Raw genomic sequence first — 22778 nt, 5'->3', positions numbered from 1 at the left:
GCTCGCCCGGGGTGCGGAACCTGCCTCCACCCCCGCGGCTACGCTCCGGGTCGCGTCGCCGGCATGCCGGCCCCGGTGCTCTCCATGGCCCAACTGGCCAGGATCCGCAGCGACTCGGCGGACGGCGAGCCGGGCTCGGCGTGGTAGGTGATCAGCTGCTGGTTCTGGTCCGCGGGCAGGACGAGGGTCTCGTAGGACAGCGTCAGCGGGCCCACCACGGGGTGGTGCAGCTCCTTCACCCCGAAGCCCTTGTCCTGCACGTTGTGGGTGGCCCACAGCGAGCGGAACTCCGGGCTCTTGACGGACAGTTCGCCGACCAGGGCCGCCAGCTTGGGGTCGTCGGGGCAGCGGCCCGCGTCGAGGCGCAGGAAGGCCACGACGTCCTCGGCCTTGCGGTCCCACTCGGTGTACAGCTCGCGGGTGGCCGGCTCCAGGAAGATCTGCCAGGCCATGTTGCGCCGACCCGCGGGCATCGCGTCGAAGTCGCCCAGGAGGGCGCAGGCCAGCCGGTTCCAGGCGATGATGTCCAGGCGGCGGCCGATCACGTAGGCCGGGGTGTTGTCCATGGTGTCGATGAGGTGCTGCACCGAGGGGCGCACGCGCTGCGGGCGGGCCGGGCGGCGCGTCTTCGTCACGCAGGGGTGCACCAGGCGGGTGAGGTGGTCCCGCTCGGCGCGGGTCAGGCGCAGGGCGTCGGCTATCGCCTCCAGCACACCCGTGGAGACGTTCTGGCCGCGTCCCTGCTCCAGGCGCGTGTAGTAGGCGACGCTGACGCCTGCGAGCTGTGCCAGCTCCTCGCGCCGCAGCCCGGGCACCCGGCGCCGCCCGCCGTAGGGCGTGAGGCCCACTTCTTCGGGCTGCAGCCGTGCCCGCCGGCTGCGGAGGAACTCGCTCAGTTCGGTGCGCTGGTCCATACCCACCAGTATGCGGGCGGCCGTGCGAGGCAGGGTGATACTGCCAGTGGTAGGAACCGCAAGCGTAGTCCCAGCCGGGTTCTGGCTGGGATGTACGGGCGGGCGCAGGATTGCGGCCATGACGACACACACCTCCGCTCCCGCGACGACTCACACCTCCGTTCCCGCGTACGCCGCCCCTTCGGCGAAGGCCCCTCTGGAGCGCACCACCGTCCGGCGCCGGGAGCCGGGTGAGCACGACGTCCTCATCGAGATCAAGTACTCGGGCATCTGTCACTCCGACATCCACACCGCCCGCGGCGAGTGGGGCGACGACGGGCACTTCCCGCTCGTTCCCGGCCACGAGATAGCCGGTGTGGTCGCCGCGGTCGGCTCCGGCGTGACCCGCCACCGGGTGGGCGACCGCGTCGGCGTCGGCTGCTTCGTGGACTCCTGCCGCGAGTGCGACAACTGCAAGGCCGGGCTCCAGCAGTACTGCACCGGCAAGCTCGGCAACGTCGGCACCTACGGGGCCACCGGGCGTGACGGCGAGGTCACCCAGGGCGGCTACTCCACGCACGTCGTCGTGGACGAGAACTACATCCTGCGCATCCCCGGCTCCATCCCGCTGGACGAGGCGGCGCCGCTGCTGTGCGCGGGCATCACCCTGTACTCCCCGCTCACCCACTGGCAGGCGGGCCCCGGCAAGAAGGTCGCGATCGTCGGCCTCGGCGGCCTGGGGCACATGGGCGTGAAGATCGCGCACGCCATGGGCGCGGAGGTGACCGTGCTCAGCCAGTCGCTGCGCAAGGAGGCGGACGGGCTGCGGCTGGGCGCGGACCACTACTACGCGACCTCCGACCCGGCCACCTTCGAGACGCTGGCGGACAGCTTCGACCTGATCGTCAACACCGTCTCCGCCGACCTCGACCTGGACGCCTACCTCGGTCTGCTGAAGACCGGCGGCACGCTCGTGCAGGTCGGCATCCCGGAGCGGCCGCAGCCGGTGTCGTCCTTCGCCCTCGTCGCCCGTCGCAAGTCCCTGGCGGGCTCGATGATCGGCGGCATCCCGGAGACCCAGGAGATGCTCGACTTCTGCGGTGCGCACGGCATCGGCGCCGAGGTGGAGCTGATCCGGGCCGAGCAGATCAACGAGGCGTACGAGCGGGTGCTGGCGAGCGACGTCCGCTACCGCTTCGTCATCGACGCCGCGACGATCTGACGCGGCGCTCCGACCGCCCCGCATCGCGCCGGGCCGCGACCCCGTACGCCGATGGGCGTTGGCCACGGCGTCGCGCGGCGCCCCCGCCGCGGTGGAAGACTGAGACGCGTCGGGGGACGCCGTGAGCCGCACCCGCGGTACCGGGCCCCTCGCGCGTAATCCGTCGAAGGGGCACCCACCATGCTCAGCACAGATTTCGTGACCGGATCACCCAACTGGCTCGACCTCGGCAGCCCGGACACGGCCGGGTCCGCCGGGTTCTACGGCCGGGTCTTCGGCTGGGACGTGCAGGCCGCCGGGCCCGACACGGGCGGCTACGCCTTCTTCCAGCAGGACGGCAAGGACGTCGCGGCGCTCGGCCCGCTGACCGAGGAGGGCGCGAGCCCGGCGTGGACGGTGTACTTCCAGACCCCTGACGCCGACGCCACCGCCAAGGCGGCCGAGCAGGCGGGCGGCACGGTGCGGGTCCCGCCGGCCGACGTCATGGACGCCGGCCGGCTGGCCTGTCTCACCGACCCGGGCGGCGCGGAGTTCTCCCTCTGGCAGCCGGGCGCCGTCAAGGGCCTGGAGAGGATGTGCGAGCCCGACACCCTGCTCTGGGTCGAGCTCCACACCGCGGACCCGGCGGCGGCCGCGGCCTTCTACCGCTCCCTGTTCGGGTGGGGCGCGGAGGAGAAGGAGTTCAGCACCGGCACGTACACGCTGATCTCCACGGCCGGCAGCAGCGGGCCCGACGCGCCGTTCGGCGGTATCGCCCCCGTGCCGGGCGAGGGGGACGGTGAAGGCAGGGAGTCCCGCTGGATCCCGTACTTCCTGGTGACGGACCCCGACGTGACCGTCACCAAGGCGCAGGAGAGCGGCGGCTCGGTGGTCGCACCGGCCACGGACGTGCCGGACGTGGGCCGGATCGCCTGGCTCGCCGACCAGTTCGGCGCGGTCTTCGGCGTCATCAAGCCCCTGCCGCGCGAGGCCTGATGCACGGTCCGCGGCGGACGGCTCCCGTCCGCCGCGGACCCGTTCCCGCTCCCGTTCCTGCTCCGCTCCCGTTCCCGCTCCCGGGCCGGGGCCAAGCCACGAGCCGGCAGCTCAGCTGCTGCTCTCGGCCTCGGGGGCCGCTTCCCCCTCCTCGGCCCCCTCGGCGGCGGCCGCCGCCTCCTCGCCTTCTTCCTCCTCCTCTTCCTCTTCCTCCGGCTCGGTCTGCGCCGCGACGATCTGCAGGACGGCGTCCTCGCCGTCGACGGCGAGGCTGGTGCCCCGCGGCAGCGGAATGTCCTTGGCGTGGATGGTGTGGCCGGCCTCCAGGCCTTCGATGGAGATCGTGACGCCCTCCGGGATGTGCGTGGCCTCGGCCTCGACCGGGAGGGCGTTGAGGATGTACTCCAGCAGGTTGCCACCGGGCGCGAGCTCGCCCTCGGTGTGGATCGGGATGTCCACGGTGACCTTCTCGCCCTTCTTGACGATCAGCAGGTCCACGTGGGTGAGGAAGCCGCGCAGGGCCTCCCGCTGGACGGCCTTGGGAATGACGAGTTCCTTCTTGCCGTCGATGTCCAGGCGGATCAGTACGTTCGGAGTCCTCAAGGCGAGCAGCAGGGCATGCCCGTCCAGCGCCACGTGCCGCGGCTCGGAGCCGTGCCCGTAGATGACCCCGGGAACCTTGTCGTCCCTGCGGATGCGCCGGGCGGCACCCTTGCCGAACTCGGTGCGCGTCTCGGCGGTCAGCTTCACTTCAGCCATGCCTGCACTCCTCGCGGTTCAGTCGTCTGGAGACTCTGTTAACCGCCTGCCGGAGAGGTGCCGCCCCGGCTACTCCGTACGGGAGCGATATCGGGCTGTTTTCCATCTGATGGCAGATGCGCGCCCCCGACGGCAGATGCGGCCCCCCTGACAGCGAGCGGTCTCCGCCTTAACCGGAATCCGTCCGCCGACGCGGAGGCGATCGGGCAGACTTTGCGGGCACCGTGCAGACCCCGTCACACCGTCGTGAAGTCGTGAAGTCGTGGATACGAGGGGACACCCATGAGCGGAATGCGAAGATTCAGCCGGAGAGCCCTGTTACGCACGGGCCTGGGAGTGAGCGGCGGCGCACTGGCCTCCCAGCTCCTCCCGCGCCTCCCCGGCCCTTCCGGCCCCTCCGTCCCGGGTGCCGAGCCCGCCTGGGCTCCGGCCGCGGCGCGGCAGGGGCTCTTCCCCGAGTGGAGCCGGTTCGCCAGGCTGGCCGACGGCACGTTCGACGAGGACGCCGATCCGCTGCGCGACATGAAGCCGGTGATCACCGCGCTCAAGGCGCAGAACGTCAACGTGATCGAGGTCGACACGATCCTGTCGAACTGGCTGACGCCCGCGGAGTTCACCGAGCACATGGGCAAGGTCAAGAGCTTCACGGAGCTGGCGCACGCCGCCGGGATCCGCGTCGTCATGTACTACCCGTCGCTGGAGCTCATCAGCGTCGGCGGAGAGAAGGGCCGGTCGTTCTACAAGGACGGCGAGGGCAAGTCCTGGGTGCAGCGCTCCCTCGACGGCCAGCCCAACGTCTTCTACGGCAGCCTGGTCGTCTGGGTCGACCCGGGGGACGAGAGCTGCTGGCTCAGCCCCAACTCCCCCTGGCGCGACTACTACCTCGGCCGTATCAAGGCCCTCGCCGCCACGGGCGTGGACGCGATCTGGCCGGACGTGCCGATCTACTTCGACGGCGCGCTGAGCTGGTGCGACGGCTCCACCTGGGCGGCGGACGCCTTCAAGGCGGACACCGGCCTCGCCCTCCCGGCCACGGCCGACTTCACGAGCCTGCCCTTCCGCCGCTACGTGGAGTGGCGCCACCGCAACCTCAACCAGTGGCAGCTCGACATCGCCGCCGCGGGCCGGTCGGTCAACCCCGACCTGGTCACCTTCGTCGAGACGGTCAGCATGGACTACCAGTACGCCACGCTGGTCGGCCTCGACGGGGCGTACCTGCGCAAGGCGGAGGGCGTGAGCCACGTCTGGGAGGTGGACATCCTCGGCAACTACGACGGGATGCGCCACGCCACGGCCACCGACTGGACCTGCCTGATCTCGATGTACAAGTACGCGCGGGCCGCGAGCGGGGCGAAGCCCGCGTGGGCGTTCTCCTACGGCTGGAAGGCCGACGACGCGTCGCTGGTGATGGCCGAGCTGCTGGCGGCCGGCTGCAATCCGTACGAGGTCAAGAGCCCGTTCAAGGACGCGAGCACCGACAAGGCGATGCGCACCCGCATGTACGCCTTCGTCGCGGCCAACCAGGAGAAGCTCTACAACGCCGTGCCCGCGGCCGAGGTCGGCGTCTACCACTCCTCCGCCTCCCGGGACTTCGTCAGCCCCTCCGCCGGCACCGGGATGTACGCCAACACCAAGATGCCCTCCGGGGTCACGGACTGGTGGGCCGGGGGCAGCCCCGAGGAGAGCTGCACCCAGCAGGCGTGGCTGGGCGAGTTCCGCGGCACGGTCAAGGCGCTGGTGTACGCCCACGTCCCCTTCTCCACCGTCACGAGCCCGCACCTGGAAGCCGCCGACCTGGCTCCGTACCGCGTGCTGATGCTGCCGAACCTGCAGGCCGTCTCGGACGGCGAGGCCGCTGTCCTGCGGGAGTACGTGGCGGGCGGCGGGACGGTCGTGATCACCGGTCCGGCGCCCACCGCGCTCGACGGCCTGGGCACGGCCCGCGGCGAGTACGCGCTGGCCGACGTGCTGGGGTTCCGCAAGGGCGATCCGCTGCCCGCGAGCAAGCAGAATCGATTCGGCTCCGGTACGTGCTGGTACGTCAAGGACCTGGCCGGCCTCAGCTACCTGACCGGCACCGACCAGGCGAGCGCCGACCGGATCCTGGCGCCCGTCCTCGCGGCCGCGCCGCCCTCGGTACGGCTCACCGGCGACCGCCGCATCCACATGGAGGTGAGCCGGCTCGGCGACGACACCGTCGTCCAGCTGGTCAACTTCACCTGCTTCGGTGACACCCCGGCCACCTTCAGGACCATGCCGGCCGCCTGCTCCGTCGCCCTGGAGCTGCCCGCGGGCAAGCGGGTGCTGTCGGCCACGGTGAGCTCCCCGGACGGCGCCTCGCCGGCCCCGCAGCCGGTCACCTGGCAGGTGGCGGGCACCACCGCCACGGTGTCCCTGACCGTGGGCCAGTACTCCCTGCTGACGGTCACCACCGGCTGAGCCCGGGGGAGGCTGCGGCCCCTCCGCTACGGCCCGTCCGTTCCGGGGGCGGGGATCCGCCACAGTGCAGTCGGCCGGTCCTCGTCCCCCGGGTGGGACTCGAAGGCGATCCACCGCCCGTCCGGCGACCAGCTCGGCGCGCCGTCGTACGAGCCGTCGTTCCTGGTCACCCGGACGGGGCGGCCGCCGTCCACCGGGATCACGAAGATCTGCGGCACCTCCAGGCCGCCGGCGGTGGAGGAGAAGACCACCTGCCGGCCGTCGGGCGACCAGCTCGGGTCGGTGTGCTCGCCGGCACCGCCGGTGAGCCGCCGCAGCCCGCTGCCGTCGGCGTTCATCACGTACAGCGCCCAGTCGTGGCTGCCGCGCTCGCGCCGCTGGAAGACCAGCCGGTCGCTCCTGGGCGACCAGTTGGGCTGGCGGTTGTCCGTGCCGGTGGCGGGGCCGTCCAGGAGCCGGGTCCGTCCGCTGCCGTCGCGTCTGACCTTCCACAGGGAGCCGAGCACACTGCCGCCGTCCGCCGATCCCTCCTCCGTCCCGCTCTCCTCGCTCTCCTCGCTCTCCCGGCTCTCCTGGAACACGATCCACGTGCCGTCCGGCGAGAAGCTGGGCTCCAGAAAGCCGGAGCCACCGCCGTGCTCGGTGACCCGCTCGGGCCGGCCGCCCGGCGGCATCACCCACACCTCGTCCCGCCCGCCTTCCCGGTCCGAGGCGAAGGTCACCCCCGCCGAGGGGTGCCAGCTGGAGCCGGGCAGGTTCACGGCCGCCCGGTCGGCCTCGTCGAGCAGCGTGCCGGGGCGGCTCTGCGCGCCGCCGCGCAGGGAGAGCACGCGCAGCGCCGCGGCGCCCTCGTTGTATCCGCCTGCGAAGAGCGTGAAGAGCACGGAACCGCCGTCCGGAGAGAAGGCGGGGTTCTGTGCGCTCGCGTGCCCCTTGCCGCGGTGGAGCAACTCCGCGCCGTCGGCCCGCGCGCCCGCCCGGCCGTCGGACGGCCCCGGCGGCTGCGGCGGCTTCGGCCCCTCGGAACTGCTGCAGGCCGTCAGGACGAGGGCGGCCACGAACGCTGCGACGTACAGGCGACTGCGCACCCGGCCGACGTTAGTGGAGCCGCCGCGCGCCGGAGGCCGGAACGACGGAAGCCGGGGCCCGCCCTGCGCATACGCATTCCGCGGTCACTTCACCGCCGGGCAGCGTGCCGGATTGCCCGCCGCGGCGGGCTGCGGCGACCATGAGGGCGGCTGACGCCGTCCGCTGGGAGCGCTGATGAAGGACCCGTCCACGGCGAACCGCCACGTGCTGTGGTTCTTCCGCGGGTTCGGCACCCCGCACCGGCGGCTGCTCGCCCTCGGGGTCGGCATGCGGCTGTGCGAGATGGCCGCCGACCTGGTGACGCCGTGGCCGGTCGCCGCCGTCGTGGACCGGGTACTGGGCACGGACGGCTCGCACAACCCCCTCGGCTCGCTGCTCTACGTCTTCGGGCGGGACGGGACGGCCATGCTCACCACGGCGGCCGCGCTCGTGGTGCTGGTGGCCCTGGTGTCCGCGGTGTTCGACTACGCGGGCGACCGGACGATGAACGGCGTGGGCGAGCGGATGAGCGTGGCGATCCGCTGCGAGACGTTCGCCCACCTGCAGCGCCTGCCACTCAGCTACCACGACCGGCAGACCGTGGGCGAGTCCACGAGCCGGGTGATCACCGACTGCGGGAACATCAAGGACAGCCTCGTCGCGTTCTGTTCGGTGCTCTTCCCCGGTGTCCTCTCGGTCACGGGCTACGCGGCCGCGCTGCTCCTGCTCGACTGGCGGTTCGGCCTGATCGGGGTGGCGGCCGTCCCGCTGGTCCTGCTCCTCGGCGTCCGCAACCGGCGGCGCGGGCAGCTCGCCGCCCTGCGGCGCAGGGAGGCGGAGGGCGAGCTGACCGGGCTGGTCGCCGAGGCGCTGCAGGGCATCCGGACGGTGCACGCCTTCGGCCGCCACCAGATGCACGACCAGGAGTTCGCGGCGCGGAGCCGGGGGCTGCTCGGCGCGGGCCTGGAAGCCGTCGACGTCCAGGCCCGCCGGGCGCCGCTGCTGGAGACGGCGACGGCGGTCGGCACGGCGGCCCTGCTGTGGGTGGGCGGCGTGGGGGTGCTGCGCGGGTGGTGGAGCACCGGCCATCTCGTGGTCGCGCTCAGCTATCTGACGGGCATGGTGGCTCCGCTGCGGGCGCTGTCCAAGCTCTCCGGAACGTTCGCGCAGGGGCGGGCGTCGGCCGGGCGCATCGCCGAGATCCTCCGGGAGCCGTGCCCGCTGCGGCGGCCGGTGCGGGCCGTTCCCCCGGGCCTGTCCGCCCGCGCGAGCGGCCGCATCGACTTCGAGGGGGTGTCGATGCGCTACGGGGACCGCCCCGCGCTGCATCGCCTCGACCTCAGCATCGGCGCGGGCGAGCGGATCGCGCTGACCGGTCCCAACGGCGCGGGCAAGTCGACCGCGCTCGCGCTGGTCGCGGGCCTGTACCGGCCCACGTGCGGCACGGTGCGCATCGACGGGACGGCGACGGACGACCTGCCGGAGGAGTGGCTGCGCCGCCAGGTCACGGCCGTGCTCCAGGAGACGTTCCTGTTCGCCGGGACCATCGCCGCCAACATCCGCTACTCGCGGCCGGACGCGGGAGCGCACGAGGTGCGGGCGGCCGCCGAGGCGGCGCTGGTCACGGCGTTCACCGACGACTTCCCCGACGGCCTCGACACACGGCTCGGCGACTGCGGCGGCGGGCTCTCGGGCGGGCAGCGCCAGCGCGTGGGGATCGCCCGCGCTCTGCTGGCCGATGCGCCGATCGTACTGCTGGACGAGCCGACGTCGGGGCTCGACGCGGAGGCGGAGCGGCTGGTGGTGGCCGCCCTCGGGCGGCTGGCCGCGCACCGGACGGTGGTCATGGTCACGCACCGGCCCGCGCTGCTGGAGACGGCGACGGGGGTGGTGGCACTGGCCGCGGACGAGGTGCACGACGGGCTGTCCCCCGCGGGCCCCCTACCGTGACGCCACCGCTCGGGCGCCCGCCGTGGAAGGACGCACCGGTGAAGACCGCCGGCCGCGCTCTTCTCACCGCAAGCCGGGCGGCGACCGAGCGCGACACCCGGGCAGGTGACCTCCTTCGGCTGTCCCGCGTCGCGCCCGCAGCACGGCGAGGAACTGCTGTACTGCGCCGGGCCGGCGAAGGCCGCGCCCGCGGACGAGTGGCAGATGCCGTGCGACGTGGCGGGCGGGGCGAGCGGCGGCCCGTGGCCGGCCGGCTTCGACGCGTCGACCGGTCCGGGCACGCTGGTCCCGGTCAGCAGCCACAGTGACGCACTGGACGGCGGCACCTCGATGTTCGGCCCCGTCCTGGGGGCGCAGGCCAGGAAGGCCTACGAGCGGGCGCAGCGCGCCTGACGGAGAGGTTCACCCCCGGAGGCCGCCGCCCGGACGCCGGCCGGGTGGCCGGCGGCCGGCACGCAGGCGGCGGGCGACGGCTGTGCCGAGCCGCGTGGCGGCCGACGGACGTTCCGGGGCGGCGGCTGCGGACGGCTGCCGGCCCGGGACGCTGTCGATCAGCTCCTGCACGATGTGGTCGTAGGCCGGATCCTCGTAGTACGCACTGTGTTTGAGCAGCGGTGCCTCGGGCTTGTCGTCCCGGGCGACGATCCTGTACGGGTCGCGCAGCTGGATCTCGGGGCCGATGCGGCGGCACCAGAAGTCGCCGTCGCCGTCCGGGTCCGGTGTGACCACGGTCCGGTCGATCGTCCGCCAGTCGTCGAGTACCGGCCGGACGTGCCCCTCGGCTGGATGTGCCAGGACGGGGGCGCCGAGGTAGTCGCTCCAACGGTGGAGGTTCCGCCAGCGCCCGTTCAGCCGGGTGTACACGTCCTGCAGCAGCGGATGGCCCACGTACGCGGGGAACAGCCGGGCGTACGCCCACGTCAGTTGCGAACCGTGCGTCAGCAGGGCAACCCCGTCGACCGGCTGCCGGGTGTCGGCCGGTTCCGGCGAGTCAGCCCGTTGCGGCGAGCCGGCTGGTCGTGGCGAGTCGGCCGGCTGCTGCGTCCGGGCGGCCTGGAGGACGGCCGCCACGCAGATCAGGCTCCCCTGGCTGTGGCCGGACAGCACGACCGTCCCGCCCTCGGCCGTCTTGTCCTGCACCCGCCGGGTCAGCGACAGCACCGCCCGGCCGCCGTAGGGAGGCGGCACGATCGGGTGCGCCAGGCGCGGCCAGAACGCCAGCAGGTCCCACAGCACCCCCACCGCCCGTCGCCACTGCGGGCTGCGGAAGGCGCGCACGCCCAGGAACACCAGGCCTGCCGCCAGTCCCGTCAGCGCCCACGCCCCGGCGTCGTCGGCCAGCCCGAAGAACCTCACGCCGAGCCAGACGCGGCCGTAAAGAGCGTCTTGGATCCACTCGAAGCCTTTGTTCCTTCCCAGCACCAGGGATTCGCCGGCGAAGCAGCCCTGCAGGAGTGCGCAGACGAACCCGGTGAGGGCGACCACCACCAGCACGGTGGGCAGCCGGTACTTCAGGGCGGCCTGGCGCCAGGCCTTGGCCAGGCGTGCCACGGTGCGGTCGGGGAGGTCGTCCTCGGTTGCCTGCGGGTAGTCGCTCCGGATGCGGCTCTTGAGGTCGGGGCCCGGCCCGGGGCGGAAGACCAGCAGGGAGAGCACGAGCACCACGGCGGCCACCAGCACCAGCGCCCACAGCAGCGCGGTGACGTGGAAGACCGTGGGGAGCACGAGCGGCGCCCCGCCCCCGGAGGGAGCCTCCTTCGGCTGGACGAGCCTGCCCAGCAGCCGGGCGGTCTGGATCGCGAAGCCTGCCGTGAACCCCGTGGCCAGGAGGACCGCGAGGCTCGCGAGCACGGGGCAGGCCAGACCGCCCCACATGGGCCGCTGCCCCTCGGCCGGATCGGCGGTCGGAATGACGCCGCGCAGCAGCAGGGTGACCACCAGCAAGGCGAGCAACAGCACCGCGCAGGCCTCGTACAGGGCGTTGAAGGCCCATGCGAAGCCGGCCAGGTTCACGGGCAGGCTTCCGGTGCCCCGGGAGGTGGCGTGCGGTCCGAAGAAGACCGCGAGCACCACGACCGCGAGCAGGGCCGCCCACGTGCCCCGGCGCAGGATCAGGCACGGCACCGGGATCCGGATGGCGTCGCGGCCGGTGGGGTCGTAGACGAGCTTCTCGCCCCGGGGGTGGTAGCCGATTGCCGTGAGGGCGACGCAGAGCAGGCCGGCCGCCGCGGCGAAGCCGAACAGGGCCCAGAGGGCGTCGTCCTCCCAGCCGTCGGCGGTCCGCAGGCCGGCGACCGGCTTGACCGAGGCGTACGCGACGAGCATCGCGACCACGGCCACCGCCGCGGTCGTGTGGAACAGCCTCAGCATCGGGGCGCGCGGCGAGGAGGACCAGAACGGCTTCTGCGCGAGCGCGCCCACGCCGTCCGGCCACTCCTCCGGCTTCGTGGCCGTGGGCGGCGGATAGACGTGGACCTGCCGGCCGAACCGGACCAGCAGCCAGATCAGTGCGGCCGGTGCGGCGACGCCCAGGGGCAGCCGCCACGACCAGCTGGTCGGCTGCTTGCTGGAGAAGGGCACCCAGCTGTTGCCGGACGTGCAGAGCGTGTTGCCGCCGCACTGCCAGGCGACGAGGTCGACCGCGACGAAGGCGACCGCCGCCGTGAGGAGCAGGGTCAGTACGAGCCCGAGCAGCCGCAGCACCGCGTCGGCTGTCCGCCGTACCCCGCGCCGCACTTCGGTGTCCCGCTCCCCGGGGACACGGACGGCCATCGGCAGGGTGTAGCGGGCGAGGTTCAGTATGCCGAAGGGGGCCAGCAGCAGCCACAGCGCTTTGGACACCGAACCGGAGGTCATACTGGCCCAGTGGAAGGCCTCCCTCGCGGGCGGCTCCGCCGGCGGCACCGAGCGCCGCAGGAACCGTGCCGTGTCGTCACCGCCGACATGCCGCAGTTCGGCGATCTGGAGGAGACCCGTGGGCGGTGCCCCACCGACACCGTGCACGCGAATTTCGACCACATCGGGCACCCTCCCAGGATCGGCGACCGGGCCCGGTCGTGCCACACGGCACCGCTCTCCGCCCCGGCCGCACCGGTCTCCGTCCCACCGGCCGCACCGGTCTCGTCCCGGCCGCGCCGATTCCCGTTCGGGCCGCATGGGAGGGAAGGACGGGGTACACGTGTACGGAAGATGCAGTCCGGTACCGCCCCTCTCTCCCCCGGAGGCTCCATGGCTTTCTCCGGCAAGCCCTTCGTCCGCTCCTGGCAGCACTGGCGCCGCGGGCGCGACCTGTCCGTCCCCTTCGACTCCACCGCCGTCGAGGACACCAACCGGCGCTTCCTGCTCTACGGGGTGCTCCCCATGTGGGTGGTGCCCGCGGTCGCCGACTGGTGGATGCACAAGCGGACGCGCATCGAACACACCAGCGGCGTGAAGGAGTCCGCCGTCCATGCGCTGATGATGACCGAGGCCGGCGTCCCCGTCGCGATGGGGCTGCTGGCGAGGATCAACCCGCTCGTCCTCTCCGTGATGGGAGGAGCCGCCCTCGCGCACGGCGCCACGGCCCTCTACGACGTGAGCCTGGCCACGAAGAAGCGCGAAGTGCACCCCGTGGAGCAGCACATCCACAGCTTCCTGGAGGTGCTGCCGCTGTCGGCCATGGCGTTCACCGCGTGCCTGCACGCCGACGAGGTCCGTGCGGCGCTGCGCGGCGGGCGCGGCAAGCACGACTGGGCCCTGCTCCCCAAGGACCGGCCGCTGTCCGCGAAGTACCTCGCGGGTCTCGGCGTGGCGATCGGCGCCGGGGTGATCCTCCCGTACGCCGAGGAGATGTCCCGCTGCCTGCGCGCCCGCCGCCCGGTGGCCGCCTCATGAGCCTCGCGCCCGCTTCCGTGCGTCCCGCGCCGCCCCGGCCGCTGCCGCCCCTGCGCATGCTCCGCATCGGCGGTCCGGGGCCGGAGGACGTCGTCGTCGACGGCGCCGGGCGGGTCCTGACCGGCACCGGCGACGGCCGGATCCGGCGGATCACCCTTCCCGGCCCGCGCGGTGGCGCCCGGGTGGAGGAGGTGGCGGACACGGGCGGCAGGCCGCTCGGCCTGGAGCCGCTCCCCGACGGCCGGCTGCTCGTCTGCGACGCGGAACGGGGGCTGCTGCGCGTCGCCCCCGGGGCCGGGGGCGGGGTCGAGGTCCTGGCGGACTCGGTGGCCGGTCAGCCGCTGCGCTTCTGCAGCAACGCGGCCGCCGCCGCGGACGGCACCGTCTACTTCACGGCCTCCAGCCGCCGCTACGGGCTGCGCGACTGGCGGGCGGACATCGTGGAGCACTCCGGCACCGGGCGGCTGCTGCGGCTCCGGCCGGGCGGTGTCCCCGAAGTGCTCCTCGACGACCTGCAGTTCGCGAACGGGGTCGCCCTGGCGGCCGACGAGTCCTCCGTCGTCGTGGCCGAGACCGGCGCGTACCGCCTCATCCGGCTGTGGCTCACCGGCCCCCGGGCCGGGCTGCGCGACACCCTGATCGAGGACCTGCCGGGCTTTCCCGACAACCTTTCCCGCAGCGCCGACGGCACCTTCTGGACCGCTCTGGCCGCGCCCCGGGAGCCGCTTCTCGACCGGCTCCACCGTGCGCCCGCGGCACTACGGCGCGGGGCGGCCGCCGCGGCGGTCCGGCTGCGCCCGCCACCGCGCCGGTTCGCCCGCGTCATGGGCATCGGCCCGGACGGCCGGGTCGCCCACGACCTGAGGCGGCGCGGCGCCGGCTACCGGATGGTCACCAGCGTGTACGAGCACGGGGGCACGCTCGTGCTCGGCAGCCTCGTGGAGCCGGGCATCGCCCTGTGCGAACTGCCGCCCGGCCGCCGCTGACCGCGCGTCAGCGGCGGCGCACCAGGTCGCCGGGGTCGGTGTTGGCACCGCAGAGGACGACGGCGACGGTCTCGTCCTCCGCGGGCACGTACGGGCCGCCGGGGGCCGTCAGGGCCGCGAGCGCGGTGGCCCCGGCGGGCTCGACCGCGAGGCGGTGCCCCTCCCACAGGGACCGCCGTGCGCCGGCGATGGCCTCATCGGCCACGAGGACGGAGGTGACGTCCTCGTGGCGGGCCGCGGCCAGGGCGGTCTCCGAGACGCGGCGGGCGCCGAGGGCGTCCGCCGCGACGGAGTCGACGGTGACGTCGACGACGCGCCCGGCCTGCAGGGCGGCGTGCAGGGCCCGGCTGCCCTCGGGCTCGACCGCGACGGTGCGGATCCCGTGGTGCCGTGCGGCCGTGGCGACGCCGGCGAAGAGGCCTCCCCCGCCCACCGCGACGACGACCGTGTCCAGGCCGGGGACGTGCGCCCGGATCTCCTCCAGGAGGGTGCCGGCGCCCGCGGCGATCAGCGGGTGGTCGTAGGCGTGGCTGGCGAGGGCGCCGGTGGTGCGCGCGAACTCCTCGCAGGCCGCGAGCGCTTCGGCGTACTCGGAGCCGACGAGACGGACGTCGGCTCCGTAGCCGCGCAGCCGGTCGGTCTTCACCTGCGGGGCGTTCTCGGGCAGGAAGACGGTGGCGGGCACCCCCTGCTGCTGCGCGGCCCAGGCGCAGGCCAGTCCGGCGTTGCCCCCGGAGGCGATGGTGACCCCGGCCCGGGGCAGGGTGCCGGCCTCGCGGTGGGCGGCGAGGAAGTTCCAGGCGCCGCGCGCCTTGAAGGAGCCGGTGTGCTGCATGAACTCCAGCGCGAACCACACCCGGCCGGGGACGCCGGGGCCGGCCGGCGCGACGGCGACGGGGCGGGTGCGGCCGGCGATGCGGGCGGCGGCCTGTTCGACGTCGCCGTGGGTGAGGTCGTGCACGGGATCTCCTCGGGGCGCGGGCGGGGACCGGGCAGGAAGCGCAGGGCGGCCGCAGCATGGCGGAAGCATGGGTGTTACAGCGTACGATACGGTGTAACACATGCCACGGCAATCTCCCTCCCTCGCCCGGGCGACCCCGGAGCTCATCGCCCGCACGGCCCTCGCGATCATCGACGAGGAAGGCCCCTCGGCCCTCAGCTTCCGCTCCCTGGCCGAGCGGCTGGGCGTCTCCCACGCGACGATCCACCGCCGCTGCACGGACCTGGGCGGGCTGATCGACCTGTGCACCGACCACCTCGCCGCCGGGCTGCCCGAGATCCCGCCGGGCACCGCCTGGGCCGAGGCCACGGAGCGGCGGTTCCGGGGGCTGTACGAGCTCCTCACCGCGCACCCCGGCCTGGTCGCCCTGCGCGGCTCGCGCCCCTGGCTCGGCCCGCAGCTGCTGGCCCGCCTGGTCGAGCCGGCGCTCGCCGACAGCATTGCCGCGGGAATGACGCCGGAGCAGGCGTTCCACGCGTACCGGCGGATGTACCTGCTGACCCTCGGCAGCGCCACGTTCGTCGACCACCGCGACCCCGGCCGGACGGCCACGAGCACCCGGACCGCGCTGGCCGCGCTGGACCCCGGGGAGTTCCCGGTCCTGACCGGGAACGTGAACGCCGTCCTGCCCGCCATGACGGACCATGAGGTCTACTACGGCGCCCTGCGGCAGCTGATCGAGGCGGCACACCCCTGAGACTGCCGGGTCGGTTGGGAAAATGGATGCACGTTACCGCAAAGGGTTGGGGAAGCAAATCCTGCTGCTCTACGATGGAGCGCATGACGAAGCCGCGCCCCTGTTCGATCGCCGACGCGCTCGGCGTGGTCGGCGAGAAGTACTCCCTGCTGGTGCTGCGTGAGGTCTTCTTCGGAGTCCGGCGCTTCGACGCGATCGCCCGCAACACCGGGGCCCCGCGCGACATCCTGGCCTCGCGGCTGCGCCGGCTGGTGGAGGCGGGAGTGCTGGAGAAGGTTCCCTACAGCGAACGGCCCGCGCGCTTCGAGTACTGCCCCACGGAAGCCGGGCACGATCTGCGGCCGGTCCTCATCATGCTGATGAGCTGGGGCGACCGTCACCTGGCGGACGTGCCGCCGACCGTCTTCGAGCACTCCTGCGGCGCCGATCTCGACCCGGCCGTCGTCTGCCGGTGCTGCGGCGAGGAGGTCGACAGCTCGGCCATCACCGCGCGCTTCCAGGTGCCGGGCTGGGGCGTCGAGGGCGCGGCCTGACCGGCGGTCCCGCCTCGGGCCGCCCGCTCCCGCAGCGCGGCCCCGTCACCAGTCGGCGACCCGGTAGTCCTTGAGGTGGACGCCCGAGACCGGGTCCCCCGCCTCGCCGCGCACGATCGGGTCGTAGACCCGGGCCGCGCCGTCCACGACGTCCAGCGGGGTGCGGAAGCCGTGCGCGGCCATCCACTCCTTCTTCGGCGCCGGGTTCTCGTCCGTGATCCAGCCGGTGTCGACGCTGCACATGTGGACGCCGCGGGCGGCGAGTTCCCGGCTGCTGGTGCGGGTGAGCATGTTCAGCGCGGCCTTGGCCATGTTGGTGTGCGGGTGGCCGGCCGACTTGTTGCGCACGGCGAAACGGCCCTCGACCGCCGTCACGTTGACCACGTAGCGCCGCGGGTGGGGCGAGGCCAGCAGGAGCGGCAGCAGCCGGTCGCACAGGAGCGTGGGCGCGAGGGCGTTGACCAGCTGGGTCTCCAGCAGTTCGGCCGGGTCCAGCTCGCCGAGGCGCGCGGACCAGGAGTTGGCGGCGGAGCGGTCCGGCACCAGCCCGGCCTCGTCCACCTCCGCGGCGGCCGGCAGGACGAGACCGAGCGCCGCCGAGGCGCCCGCACCGTCCCCGGCCCCCTCCAGCGCGTACGGCGTCCGGAAGCCGGGCGCCTGCCACAGGGCCGTCCCCGCGGGGCCGCCGGCGGGCAGCGGCCGCGACTCCCCCGCCGCCAGCGGCGCGTACGCCCCGGGCGGGCGGCGGATCGTCTGCGCGGCGTTGTTGACCAGGATGTCCAGCGGCCGGCCCTCCTCCCGCAGCCGCTCGCACAGGCCGAGCACCTGACGCGGGTCGCGCAGGTCGATGCCGATCACGGTGAGCCGGTCCCGCCACGCCTCGCTGCCCTCGGCCGCGTGGAAGCGGCGGACGGTGTCATGCGGGAAGCGGCTGGTGACCAGCAGCTCCGCGCCGTCGCGCAGCATCATCAGGGCGAGCTGGAAGCCGATCTTGACCCGGCCGCCGGTGAGCAGGACCCGGCGGCCCGTCAGGTCGGTGCGCAGGCCCCGCCGCTCGGCGTTGCCGGCGGCGCAGTCCGGGCAGAGCAGGTGGTAGAAGGCGTCGGCCTGCCGGTAGGGGGCCTTGCAGACGTAGCAGCGGCGCGAGCGGCTGTAGGTGCCTGCCGAGCCGGGGCTCTCCAGCGGTGCGTCCTCGCGGCGGGCGAGGGCGCCCGTCGCCGTGGCGGCGACCACCAGGGCGTCCGCCGCGGCCTGTTCCTCACGGCGGGCCTTGCGGCGGCGGTGCCGTCCGTCGCGCACGAAGGACGAGGCGACCTGCTCGGCGCGCTGCCGCACCGGGTCGTCGAGGGGCAGCTGCCTCAGCAGGCCGACGGTGCGGTCGAAGGCCGCGAGCTCGTCCTCGGTGAGATCACCGGCACTGATGGTGCCGGTGGTGCCGGTGATGTCCGTCGTACCGGTGGTGCTGCCGGTGGTGCCGCCCACGTCCGCGTCGTCCCCGCCCCCGTCACGGGGCCCCCGGCCCCGCCTCGTTCACGTCCTGAGCCTGCTCGCGCGGCCGGATTCGAACCGGCGTCCTCCGACCTGCCAGGCCGGCGCGCCTGCCTCTGCGCTACGCACGAGCATTGGCCCGCACCTTACCCATCGTTTCGGCAGTGGCAAAACGGATATCGGAGCAGGTCGGCGTGGGGATGCGGGGACGGGCGGGGCCGACGGCGCGCGACCGGGGAAGTCGGGGTCGCCCCGCGGGCGTCACCGGGGCCGATCGGCTCTAGACTTCAAGGAATCTCCTGTTCATGCCCATTGCGCCGGGGGCCGCCGTGAGCCAATTCGCCGAGGCCATGCAGCAGCGCGTACGGCAGGCCCGGAAGGCCCTCGCGGAGGCCGAGTCGGCCGGGGACGCCTACGAGATCGCCGTGGCGGAGGACGAGCTGGAGGATGCCCTGCGCCTGGCCCGCGCCCACGCCGTCGACGTCGGCTAGCCGGTGCCGGCCGGCACCGGCTATAGGTCGTTCCCCGCGTACGAGAGGTTGAAGCTCTTGTTGGCCAGGGGGAAGTCGGGGACGATCGTGTCCGCCAGCGCCACGGGCAGGGCGGGCCAGTTGAAGAAGGACGGGTCGACGGTCTTGACGCGGGTGAGCGCGTCGCCGGTCCCGAGTTCGACCCGTGTGGTGATGGTGCCGCGCCAGCCCTCCACGATGCCGACGCCGGCGCGGCGGGTGCTGCGGGCGAACAGCGGCGGCCAGGCGAGCGAGGTCCCGGTCGTCCGGCCCGGCGTGAGGCCGGCCGCGAGCCGCTCGGCCATGGCCAGGGAGGTCTCGATCTCCTCGGCCCGCACGAGGAAACGGGCCAGGACGTCGCCGGTGGTGTGGACGGGAATGGTGAAGGCGCCGGCGTGGTCGTGGAAGGGGTGGCTCGCCCGCGCGTCGGCGGACAGGCCGCTGGCCCGGGCGACGTAGCCGAGGCAGCCGAGGTCGCGGGCCGCGGTGACGTCGAGGCGGGCGGTGCCGGTGAAACGGTCGCGCACGGTGCTGTGGCCGAGGGCGAGCGTGACGATGTCGCGGATCTCCCGGCCCAGTTCCGCGAGCCGGGCGGGGCCGGGCACGGCGTGCAGGTCGGAGCCGCCGGGCACGACGCCGCCGCGCAGCAGCCGGTGGCCGGTGACCTCGTGGTTGAGGCGCAGCAGGCGCTCGCGGACGTGCTGGGCACGGGCGCTCAGGACGCCGTGGCCGACGTCGTTGCAGAGCGCGCCGAGGTCGGCGACGTGGTTGTGGAGGCGTTCGAGTTCGAGGAGGAGCGCGCGGGCGCGGCGCGCGTCCACGGGGACGTGCGCGCCGGTGGCCTCCTCCACGGCGAGGCAGTAGGCGAGGGCGTGGCCGACGGCGGTGTCGCCGCTGATGCGCTCGGCGAGCGGCAGGCCCTGCTCGGGGGTGCGGCCCTCGAAGAGCTTCTCGATGCCTTTGTGGACGAACCACAGGCGGGCCTTGAGCTTGATGATCGTCTCGCCGACGACGGAGAAGCGGAAGTGGCCGGGTTCGATGATGCCCGCGTGGACGGGGCCGACGGGGATCTCGTAGACGCCTTCGCCCTCGACCTCCAGGAAGGGGTAGGGGCCCTCGGGTTCGGCGAAGGGCGGGGGCGGACCGGCGTCGGGGTGCATCGGGTACCAGCCGCGCGGCCAGTGGAAGTGGCGTACGAGGCGGTGCGGGAGCGGGTGGTCCAGGGGCACGATGCCGTGCAGGTCGCGCATCTCGCGCTCGAAGCGGCCGGCGGGGAAGGAGAGGTGGGCGAGGGTGGGGAGTTCGGGGGCCTTGGGGTCGAGGCGGACGTGGAGCTCGGTGCGGGTGTCGGGCGGGCCGGCCACGAAGAGGTAGACGACGCGGACGGCCCGGCCTCCGGGTTCGTCGGCGCTGTCGTGGTGGGCGGCGACGAGGGCGAGCCGGTGGCCGCCGCCGAGCAGGTCGGCGGCTCGGCCGGGCAGGTCGGCGGGGCCGATGTCGGTGACGGTGCGGTGTGCGGTGCCCGGTTGCATGGTCAGTGGCCTCCGATGATCTCGCCGGCCTCGGTCAGCAGGGCGGTGAGGGGGCCGGTGGTGACGCCGAGGGCCGCGCAGGCGGCCAGTCCGGCGACGAGGGGGGCCGCGGCGTCGGCGCCGAGCGGTACGGGTTCCTCCTCGTCGTCCTCGCCCGGCGGCGGGCCCAGGAGCATGCGGGAGGTGCGCGCGGCCAGGGCGCCGAAGGCGACGAGCGTCAGGACGAGGGCGGCGGCCAGGGCCCAGCGGGGGCCGGAGAGGAAGCCGGCCCGGACGATGCCCAGTTCGGAGGCGAACAGGCCGAACGGCGGGAACCCGAGCAGGGCGACCACGGCCGCGGCGAACGCGGTGCCGAGGCAGGGCGAGTGGGCGAGGAGCCCGCGGATCCTGCCGATCCGGGTGGTTCCGCACAGTCGTGCGATGTGGCCGGAGGCGCAGAACGCGACGGTCTTGGCGAGGCCGTGGCCGGTCATGTGCAGCAGGACGGCGGAGAGGGCGAGCGGGCTGCCCACGGCGGTGCCGAGGGCGATCAGGCTCATGTGCTCCATGCTGGAGTAGGCCAGCATGCGCTTGCAGTCGCGCTGGGCCAGCAGGAGGGCCGCCGCGAGCGCGAGGGTGACCAGGGCGACGCCGGCGAGCAGGGTACGGGTGAAGCCGGCGCCGAGGGCCCCGTCCGCGATGACCTTGTAGCGCAGGAGGCCCGCGAAGGCCACCGCGAGCAGCACCCCGGACATCAGGGCGGAGACCGGCGCGGGGGCCTGGCTGTGGGCGTCGGGCAGCCAGGCGTGCAGGGGCGCGAGGCCGGCCTTGGCCCCGAAGCCGAGGATGACCAGGCCGGTGGCCAGGCGGGTGACCGAGGGGTCGAGCCGGTCCGCGCGGGCGGCGAGGGTCTGCCAGTCCAGGGCGTACGCCTCGGGGATGCCGGCCTGGCGGGCCGCGTAGTAGACGAGCACGGTGCCGAGGAAGGCCAGGGCGATGCCCGCCGAGCAGATCACCACGTACTTCCAGGCGGCTTCGACCGAGCCGCGGGTGCGCCGGTGGCCGACGAGGAAGGCGGTGACGACGGTGGTGGCCTCGATGGCGACCCACAGGACGCCGAGGTTGGCGGCGAGGACCGCGGCGCTCATCGCGGCGAGGAAGGCGTGGATCAGCAGGTGGTAGCGGCGGGTCGCGGGAAGGTCGGTGCGCTCGTGGGCGAGGTGGGCGGGGTTGGCGGCGCACGCGAGGCAGGCGACCGCGCCGACGGTGAGCAGCATCCACACGGTCAGCGCGTCGGCACGCAGCAGCCGCCCGTAGGCGGTGACGGGCCCGTCGTCGGGGACCGTACAGGCGAGCACGGCCCCGCACGTGAGGATCGCGAACGGCGAGACGAGCCCCAGCCGCCCGGTGAGCGGCCGCGGCACGGCTCCGGCGGCGGGGCGCGAGCGGTGCGCGCTCCAGGGCCGCGGGGCCGCGGAGGGCCCGGCGCCGGGGCGGGCGGGCCCTCCGGACCGCCTGCCGGGAGCCGGTGGCACGGCGGATTCCGTGCCGGGCCAGGCGGAGGGGTCCGTCCCGGACCAAGGGGAGGATTCCGTCCCGGCCCAAGGGGACGCGGAGGACCCCGGCCCGGGCCGGGTGGACCCGCCGGGTCCGGTGCCGGGCCCCGGAGGCACCGCGGATTCCGTACCGGGCCGGGCGGACGGAGCGGTCCCCGGCCCGGAGGGAGTGGACCCGTCAGGGCCCGTACCGGACCAAGCCGTTACCGAGCCGGGGAGAGAGGACGCTCCGGCTTCCCTGCCGGGCGCCGGAGAGGCGGCGGCTTCCCTGCCGGGCCGGGCGGACCCGCCCGGCCCGGTGCCGGGCCCCGGAGGCGCGGCCGGGCGGGCTCCGGGCACGGTGGACGTGGCGGAACCCGTGCCGGGGTACGCGGCACCGTCCGCGCCCGTCGCGCCCCCGTGGCGCACGGGCTCGTCCGGCCGGCCGCCCGGCCGGAGGACGAGGGTGGCCACGGGCGCCGCGGCGCCGCGCTGACGCGGCGTCCGGTGCGCGAGGGCGGCGACCCCGGCGCGCGCCTTCGCGCCGCGCAGGCCGGAGGCGGCGTACGCGGCGGAGGTGGCGAGCGGTACCGCGATGGGGGCGGTCAGCAGCAGTGCGGTGGTGGCGTGCGTCATCAGTCGCGTAGCTCCCGCAGGTCGTCGATGCCGGTGCCGCCGAAGGCGACCCGCATCCGGGTGGTGAGGATCTGCAGGACGAGAACGGCGAGGAGCAGGTCGAAGGACACGCCGAGTTCGACGATCAGGGGGACTCCGGAGGCGGCGAGGAAGGCGGTGACGGTGATGCCGTTGTCCAGCAGCAGGAAGCCGACCACCTGGGCCGGCGCGCGGCGGCGCGTGACCAGGGTGAAGAACCCGATGAGGACGACGGCGAGCCCCACGGGCAGGGCGCGCGTCGCCGGTGTGGGGTGCAGTGCGACCAGCGGCCGGGACACGGCGTAGGCGAGGAGGGTGAGGAGGGCGGCGCTCAGCAGGGACGCGGCGACGTTGACCAGGGGCCGCGTCTCGCGCGTCTCGCTGACGTCCTCCTCGTAGTGGGGGTAGGGGCGCCGGGGCGTGCCGGCGGTCAGGGCGCGGAGCAGCAGGCGGGGCAGGGCGCCGGCCCGCAGCAGGCCGATGCCGGCGGCGACGGCGAGCAGGCCGGGGCGGTCCTCGTGCAGGCCGAGCAGGGCGGCGACGGCGGCCAGGGCCACGCCCTGGAAGGCGAAGACGCGGACGATCGAGGTCAGTTGCCGCAGCCACAGGACGACGACGGCCGCGAGCAGGAACGCGCCGCACGCCAGGTCGAGCAGCTGGGTGTAGACGCTGTCGGTCATGTGTCC

General features: G+C 74.2%; 19 protein-coding genes and 1 tRNA gene. 10 read left to right on the top strand and 10 right to left on the bottom strand.

The window, feature by feature from the left end:
• Positions 1–38 precede the first annotated feature (38 nt).
• Positions 39–914 carry a helix-turn-helix transcriptional regulator gene (locus ACFPP6_RS19060; RefSeq protein WP_382043543.1) on the bottom strand — a complete coding sequence of 292 codons (876 nt, stop codon included), beginning with the start codon at positions 912–914 and terminating at the stop codon, positions 39–41.
• Between the two features lie 118 nt (positions 915–1032).
• Here ACFPP6_RS19060 and ACFPP6_RS19055 point away from each other — a divergent pair, with 118 nt between their 5' ends.
• Positions 1033–2115, top strand: a complete 1083-nt coding sequence (locus ACFPP6_RS19055; protein WP_382043540.1) for an NAD(P)-dependent alcohol dehydrogenase — start codon at positions 1033–1035, stop codon at positions 2113–2115.
• Between the two features lie 180 nt (positions 2116–2295).
• Complete coding sequence (locus ACFPP6_RS19050) at positions 2296–3090, top strand: VOC family protein (protein WP_382043538.1); 795 nt, start codon at positions 2296–2298, stop codon at positions 3088–3090.
• Positions 3091–3201: 111 nt separating this feature from the next.
• Here the strand turns inward: ACFPP6_RS19050 and ACFPP6_RS19045 are convergent, their stop codons facing one another.
• Positions 3202–3849, bottom strand: a complete 648-nt coding sequence (locus ACFPP6_RS19045) for a 50S ribosomal protein L25/general stress protein Ctc (RefSeq protein ID WP_382043535.1) — start codon at positions 3847–3849, stop codon at positions 3202–3204.
• 336 nt (positions 3850–4185) lie between these two features.
• Between ACFPP6_RS19045 and ACFPP6_RS19040 the strand changes: the two genes are divergently transcribed.
• Positions 4186–6288: a hypothetical protein gene (locus ACFPP6_RS19040; protein WP_382043534.1), complete on the top strand. Its 2103-nt coding sequence runs from the start codon at positions 4186–4188 to the stop codon at positions 6286–6288.
• A 26-nt stretch (positions 6289–6314) separates the two neighbouring features.
• On the opposite strand, the gene ACFPP6_RS19035 is transcribed toward ACFPP6_RS19040, so the two are convergent.
• Positions 6315–7376, bottom strand: coding sequence for a TolB family protein (locus tag ACFPP6_RS19035; protein ID WP_382043531.1), 1062 nt, complete (start codon positions 7374–7376; stop codon positions 6315–6317).
• Positions 7377–7551: 175 nt separating this feature from the next.
• Here ACFPP6_RS19035 and ACFPP6_RS19030 point away from each other — a divergent pair, with 175 nt between their 5' ends.
• Together ACFPP6_RS19030 and ACFPP6_RS19025 are read left to right on the top strand one after the other, a co-directional pair.
• A complete protein-coding gene (locus ACFPP6_RS19030; protein ID WP_382043529.1) occupies positions 7552–9306 on the top strand; it encodes an ABC transporter ATP-binding protein in 1755 nt (584 codons plus the stop codon).
• 105 nt (positions 9307–9411) lie between these two features.
• The gene (locus ACFPP6_RS19025; protein WP_382043526.1) at positions 9412–9699 is read left to right on the top strand and encodes a trypsin-like serine peptidase; all 288 of its coding nucleotides are present in this window, start codon (positions 9412–9414) and stop codon (positions 9697–9699) included.
• 9 nt (positions 9700–9708) lie between these two features.
• On the opposite strand, the gene ACFPP6_RS19020 is transcribed toward ACFPP6_RS19025, so the two are convergent.
• Entirely contained in the window at positions 9709–12324 is a 2616-nt protein-coding gene (locus tag ACFPP6_RS19020; protein ID WP_382043524.1) for a hypothetical protein, read from the bottom strand.
• 210 nt (positions 12325–12534) lie between these two features.
• Here ACFPP6_RS19020 and ACFPP6_RS19015 point away from each other — a divergent pair, with 210 nt between their 5' ends.
• Positions 12535–13179: a diguanylate cyclase gene (locus ACFPP6_RS19015; RefSeq protein ID WP_382043521.1), complete on the top strand. Its 645-nt coding sequence runs from the start codon at positions 12535–12537 to the stop codon at positions 13177–13179.
• Positions 13176–14165 (top strand): SMP-30/gluconolactonase/LRE family protein, encoded by a 990-nt coding sequence (locus tag ACFPP6_RS19010; RefSeq protein WP_382043518.1) that lies wholly within the window; start codon positions 13176–13178, stop codon positions 14163–14165. The genes ACFPP6_RS19015 and ACFPP6_RS19010 overlap by 4 nt, the downstream gene beginning before the upstream one ends.
• A gap of 7 nt (positions 14166–14172) precedes the next feature.
• Here ACFPP6_RS19010 and ACFPP6_RS19005 read toward each other — a convergent pair whose 3' ends face one another.
• A complete protein-coding gene (locus tag ACFPP6_RS19005; protein WP_382043516.1) occupies positions 14173–15126 on the bottom strand; it encodes a serine/threonine dehydratase in 954 nt (317 codons plus the stop codon).
• Positions 15127–15226: 100 nt separating this feature from the next.
• Here ACFPP6_RS19005 and ACFPP6_RS19000 point away from each other — a divergent pair, with 100 nt between their 5' ends.
• Complete coding sequence (locus tag ACFPP6_RS19000) at positions 15227–15862, top strand: TetR/AcrR family transcriptional regulator (protein WP_382043513.1); 636 nt, start codon at positions 15227–15229, stop codon at positions 15860–15862.
• A gap of 83 nt (positions 15863–15945) precedes the next feature.
• Entirely contained in the window at positions 15946–16395 is a 450-nt protein-coding gene (locus ACFPP6_RS18995; RefSeq protein ID WP_079110447.1) for a winged helix-turn-helix transcriptional regulator, read from the top strand.
• 45 nt (positions 16396–16440) lie between these two features.
• Here ACFPP6_RS18995 and ACFPP6_RS18990 read toward each other — a convergent pair whose 3' ends face one another.
• Positions 16441–17817, bottom strand: coding sequence for an SDR family NAD(P)-dependent oxidoreductase (locus tag ACFPP6_RS18990; RefSeq protein ID WP_382044011.1), 1377 nt, complete (start codon positions 17815–17817; stop codon positions 16441–16443).
• A 124-nt stretch (positions 17818–17941) separates the two neighbouring features.
• Positions 17942–18014, bottom strand: a tRNA-Ala gene (locus tag ACFPP6_RS18985).
• A gap of 174 nt (positions 18015–18188) precedes the next feature.
• Between ACFPP6_RS18985 and ACFPP6_RS18980 the strand changes: the two genes are divergently transcribed.
• On the top strand, positions 18189–18374 hold the full coding sequence (locus tag ACFPP6_RS18980; RefSeq protein WP_382043510.1) for a hypothetical protein: 186 nt from the start codon (positions 18189–18191) through the stop codon (positions 18372–18374).
• 20 nt (positions 18375–18394) lie between these two features.
• Here ACFPP6_RS18980 and ACFPP6_RS18975 read toward each other — a convergent pair whose 3' ends face one another.
• The 3 genes from ACFPP6_RS18975 to ACFPP6_RS18965 are packed head-to-tail and all read right to left on the bottom strand — an operon-like array spanning position 18395 to position 22772.
• Positions 18395–19924 (bottom strand): hydrogenase large subunit, encoded by a 1530-nt coding sequence (locus ACFPP6_RS18975; protein WP_382043507.1) that lies wholly within the window; start codon positions 19922–19924, stop codon positions 18395–18397.
• A 2-nt stretch (positions 19925–19926) separates the two neighbouring features.
• Entirely contained in the window at positions 19927–22074 is a 2148-nt protein-coding gene (locus ACFPP6_RS18970) for a proton-conducting transporter transmembrane domain-containing protein (RefSeq protein ID WP_382043504.1), read from the bottom strand.
• Complete coding sequence (locus tag ACFPP6_RS18965) at positions 22074–22772, bottom strand: hypothetical protein (RefSeq protein ID WP_382043502.1); 699 nt, start codon at positions 22770–22772, stop codon at positions 22074–22076. The genes ACFPP6_RS18970 and ACFPP6_RS18965 overlap by 1 nt, the downstream gene beginning before the upstream one ends.
• Positions 22773–22778: the final 6 nt, after the last annotated feature.

Origin of the sequence: Streptomyces aureoversilis, assembly GCF_042657885.1 — a bacterium.
GTDB classification, from domain to species: domain Bacteria; phylum Actinomycetota; class Actinomycetes; order Streptomycetales; family Streptomycetaceae; genus Streptomyces; species Streptomyces aureoversilis.
Note: the sequence above shows the minus strand (reverse complement) of the source record. Positions and strands in the feature narration are given on the sequence as shown.

Excerpts from the sequence above, each read along its gene's own strand:
- ACFPP6_RS19060 (WP_382043543.1), bottom strand. The coding sequence starts at position 914 with ATGGACCAGCGCACCGAACTGAGCGAGTTCCTCCGCAGCCGGCGGGCA.
- ACFPP6_RS19055 (WP_382043540.1), top strand. The coding sequence starts at position 1,033 with ATGACGACACACACCTCCGCTCCCGCGACGACTCACACCTCCGTTCCC.
- ACFPP6_RS19050 (WP_382043538.1), top strand. The coding sequence starts at position 2,296 with ATGCTCAGCACAGATTTCGTGACCGGATCACCCAACTGGCTCGACCTC.
- ACFPP6_RS19045 (WP_382043535.1), bottom strand. The coding sequence starts at position 3,849 with ATGGCTGAAGTGAAGCTGACCGCCGAGACGCGCACCGAGTTCGGCAAG.
- ACFPP6_RS19030 (WP_382043529.1), top strand. The coding sequence starts at position 7,552 with ATGAAGGACCCGTCCACGGCGAACCGCCACGTGCTGTGGTTCTTCCGC.
- ACFPP6_RS19015 (WP_382043521.1), top strand. The coding sequence starts at position 12,535 with ATGGCTTTCTCCGGCAAGCCCTTCGTCCGCTCCTGGCAGCACTGGCGC.
- ACFPP6_RS19010 (WP_382043518.1), top strand. The coding sequence starts at position 13,176 with ATGAGCCTCGCGCCCGCTTCCGTGCGTCCCGCGCCGCCCCGGCCGCTG.
- ACFPP6_RS19000 (WP_382043513.1), top strand. The coding sequence starts at position 15,227 with ATGCCACGGCAATCTCCCTCCCTCGCCCGGGCGACCCCGGAGCTCATC.
- ACFPP6_RS18995 (WP_079110447.1), top strand. The coding sequence starts at position 15,946 with ATGACGAAGCCGCGCCCCTGTTCGATCGCCGACGCGCTCGGCGTGGTC.
- ACFPP6_RS18980 (WP_382043510.1), top strand. The coding sequence starts at position 18,189 with ATGCCCATTGCGCCGGGGGCCGCCGTGAGCCAATTCGCCGAGGCCATG.
- ACFPP6_RS18975 (WP_382043507.1), bottom strand. The coding sequence starts at position 19,924 with ATGCAACCGGGCACCGCACACCGCACCGTCACCGACATCGGCCCCGCC.
- ACFPP6_RS18970 (WP_382043504.1), bottom strand. The coding sequence starts at position 22,074 with ATGACGCACGCCACCACCGCACTGCTGCTGACCGCCCCCATCGCGGTA.
- ACFPP6_RS18965 (WP_382043502.1), bottom strand. The coding sequence starts at position 22,772 with ATGACCGACAGCGTCTACACCCAGCTGCTCGACCTGGCGTGCGGCGCG.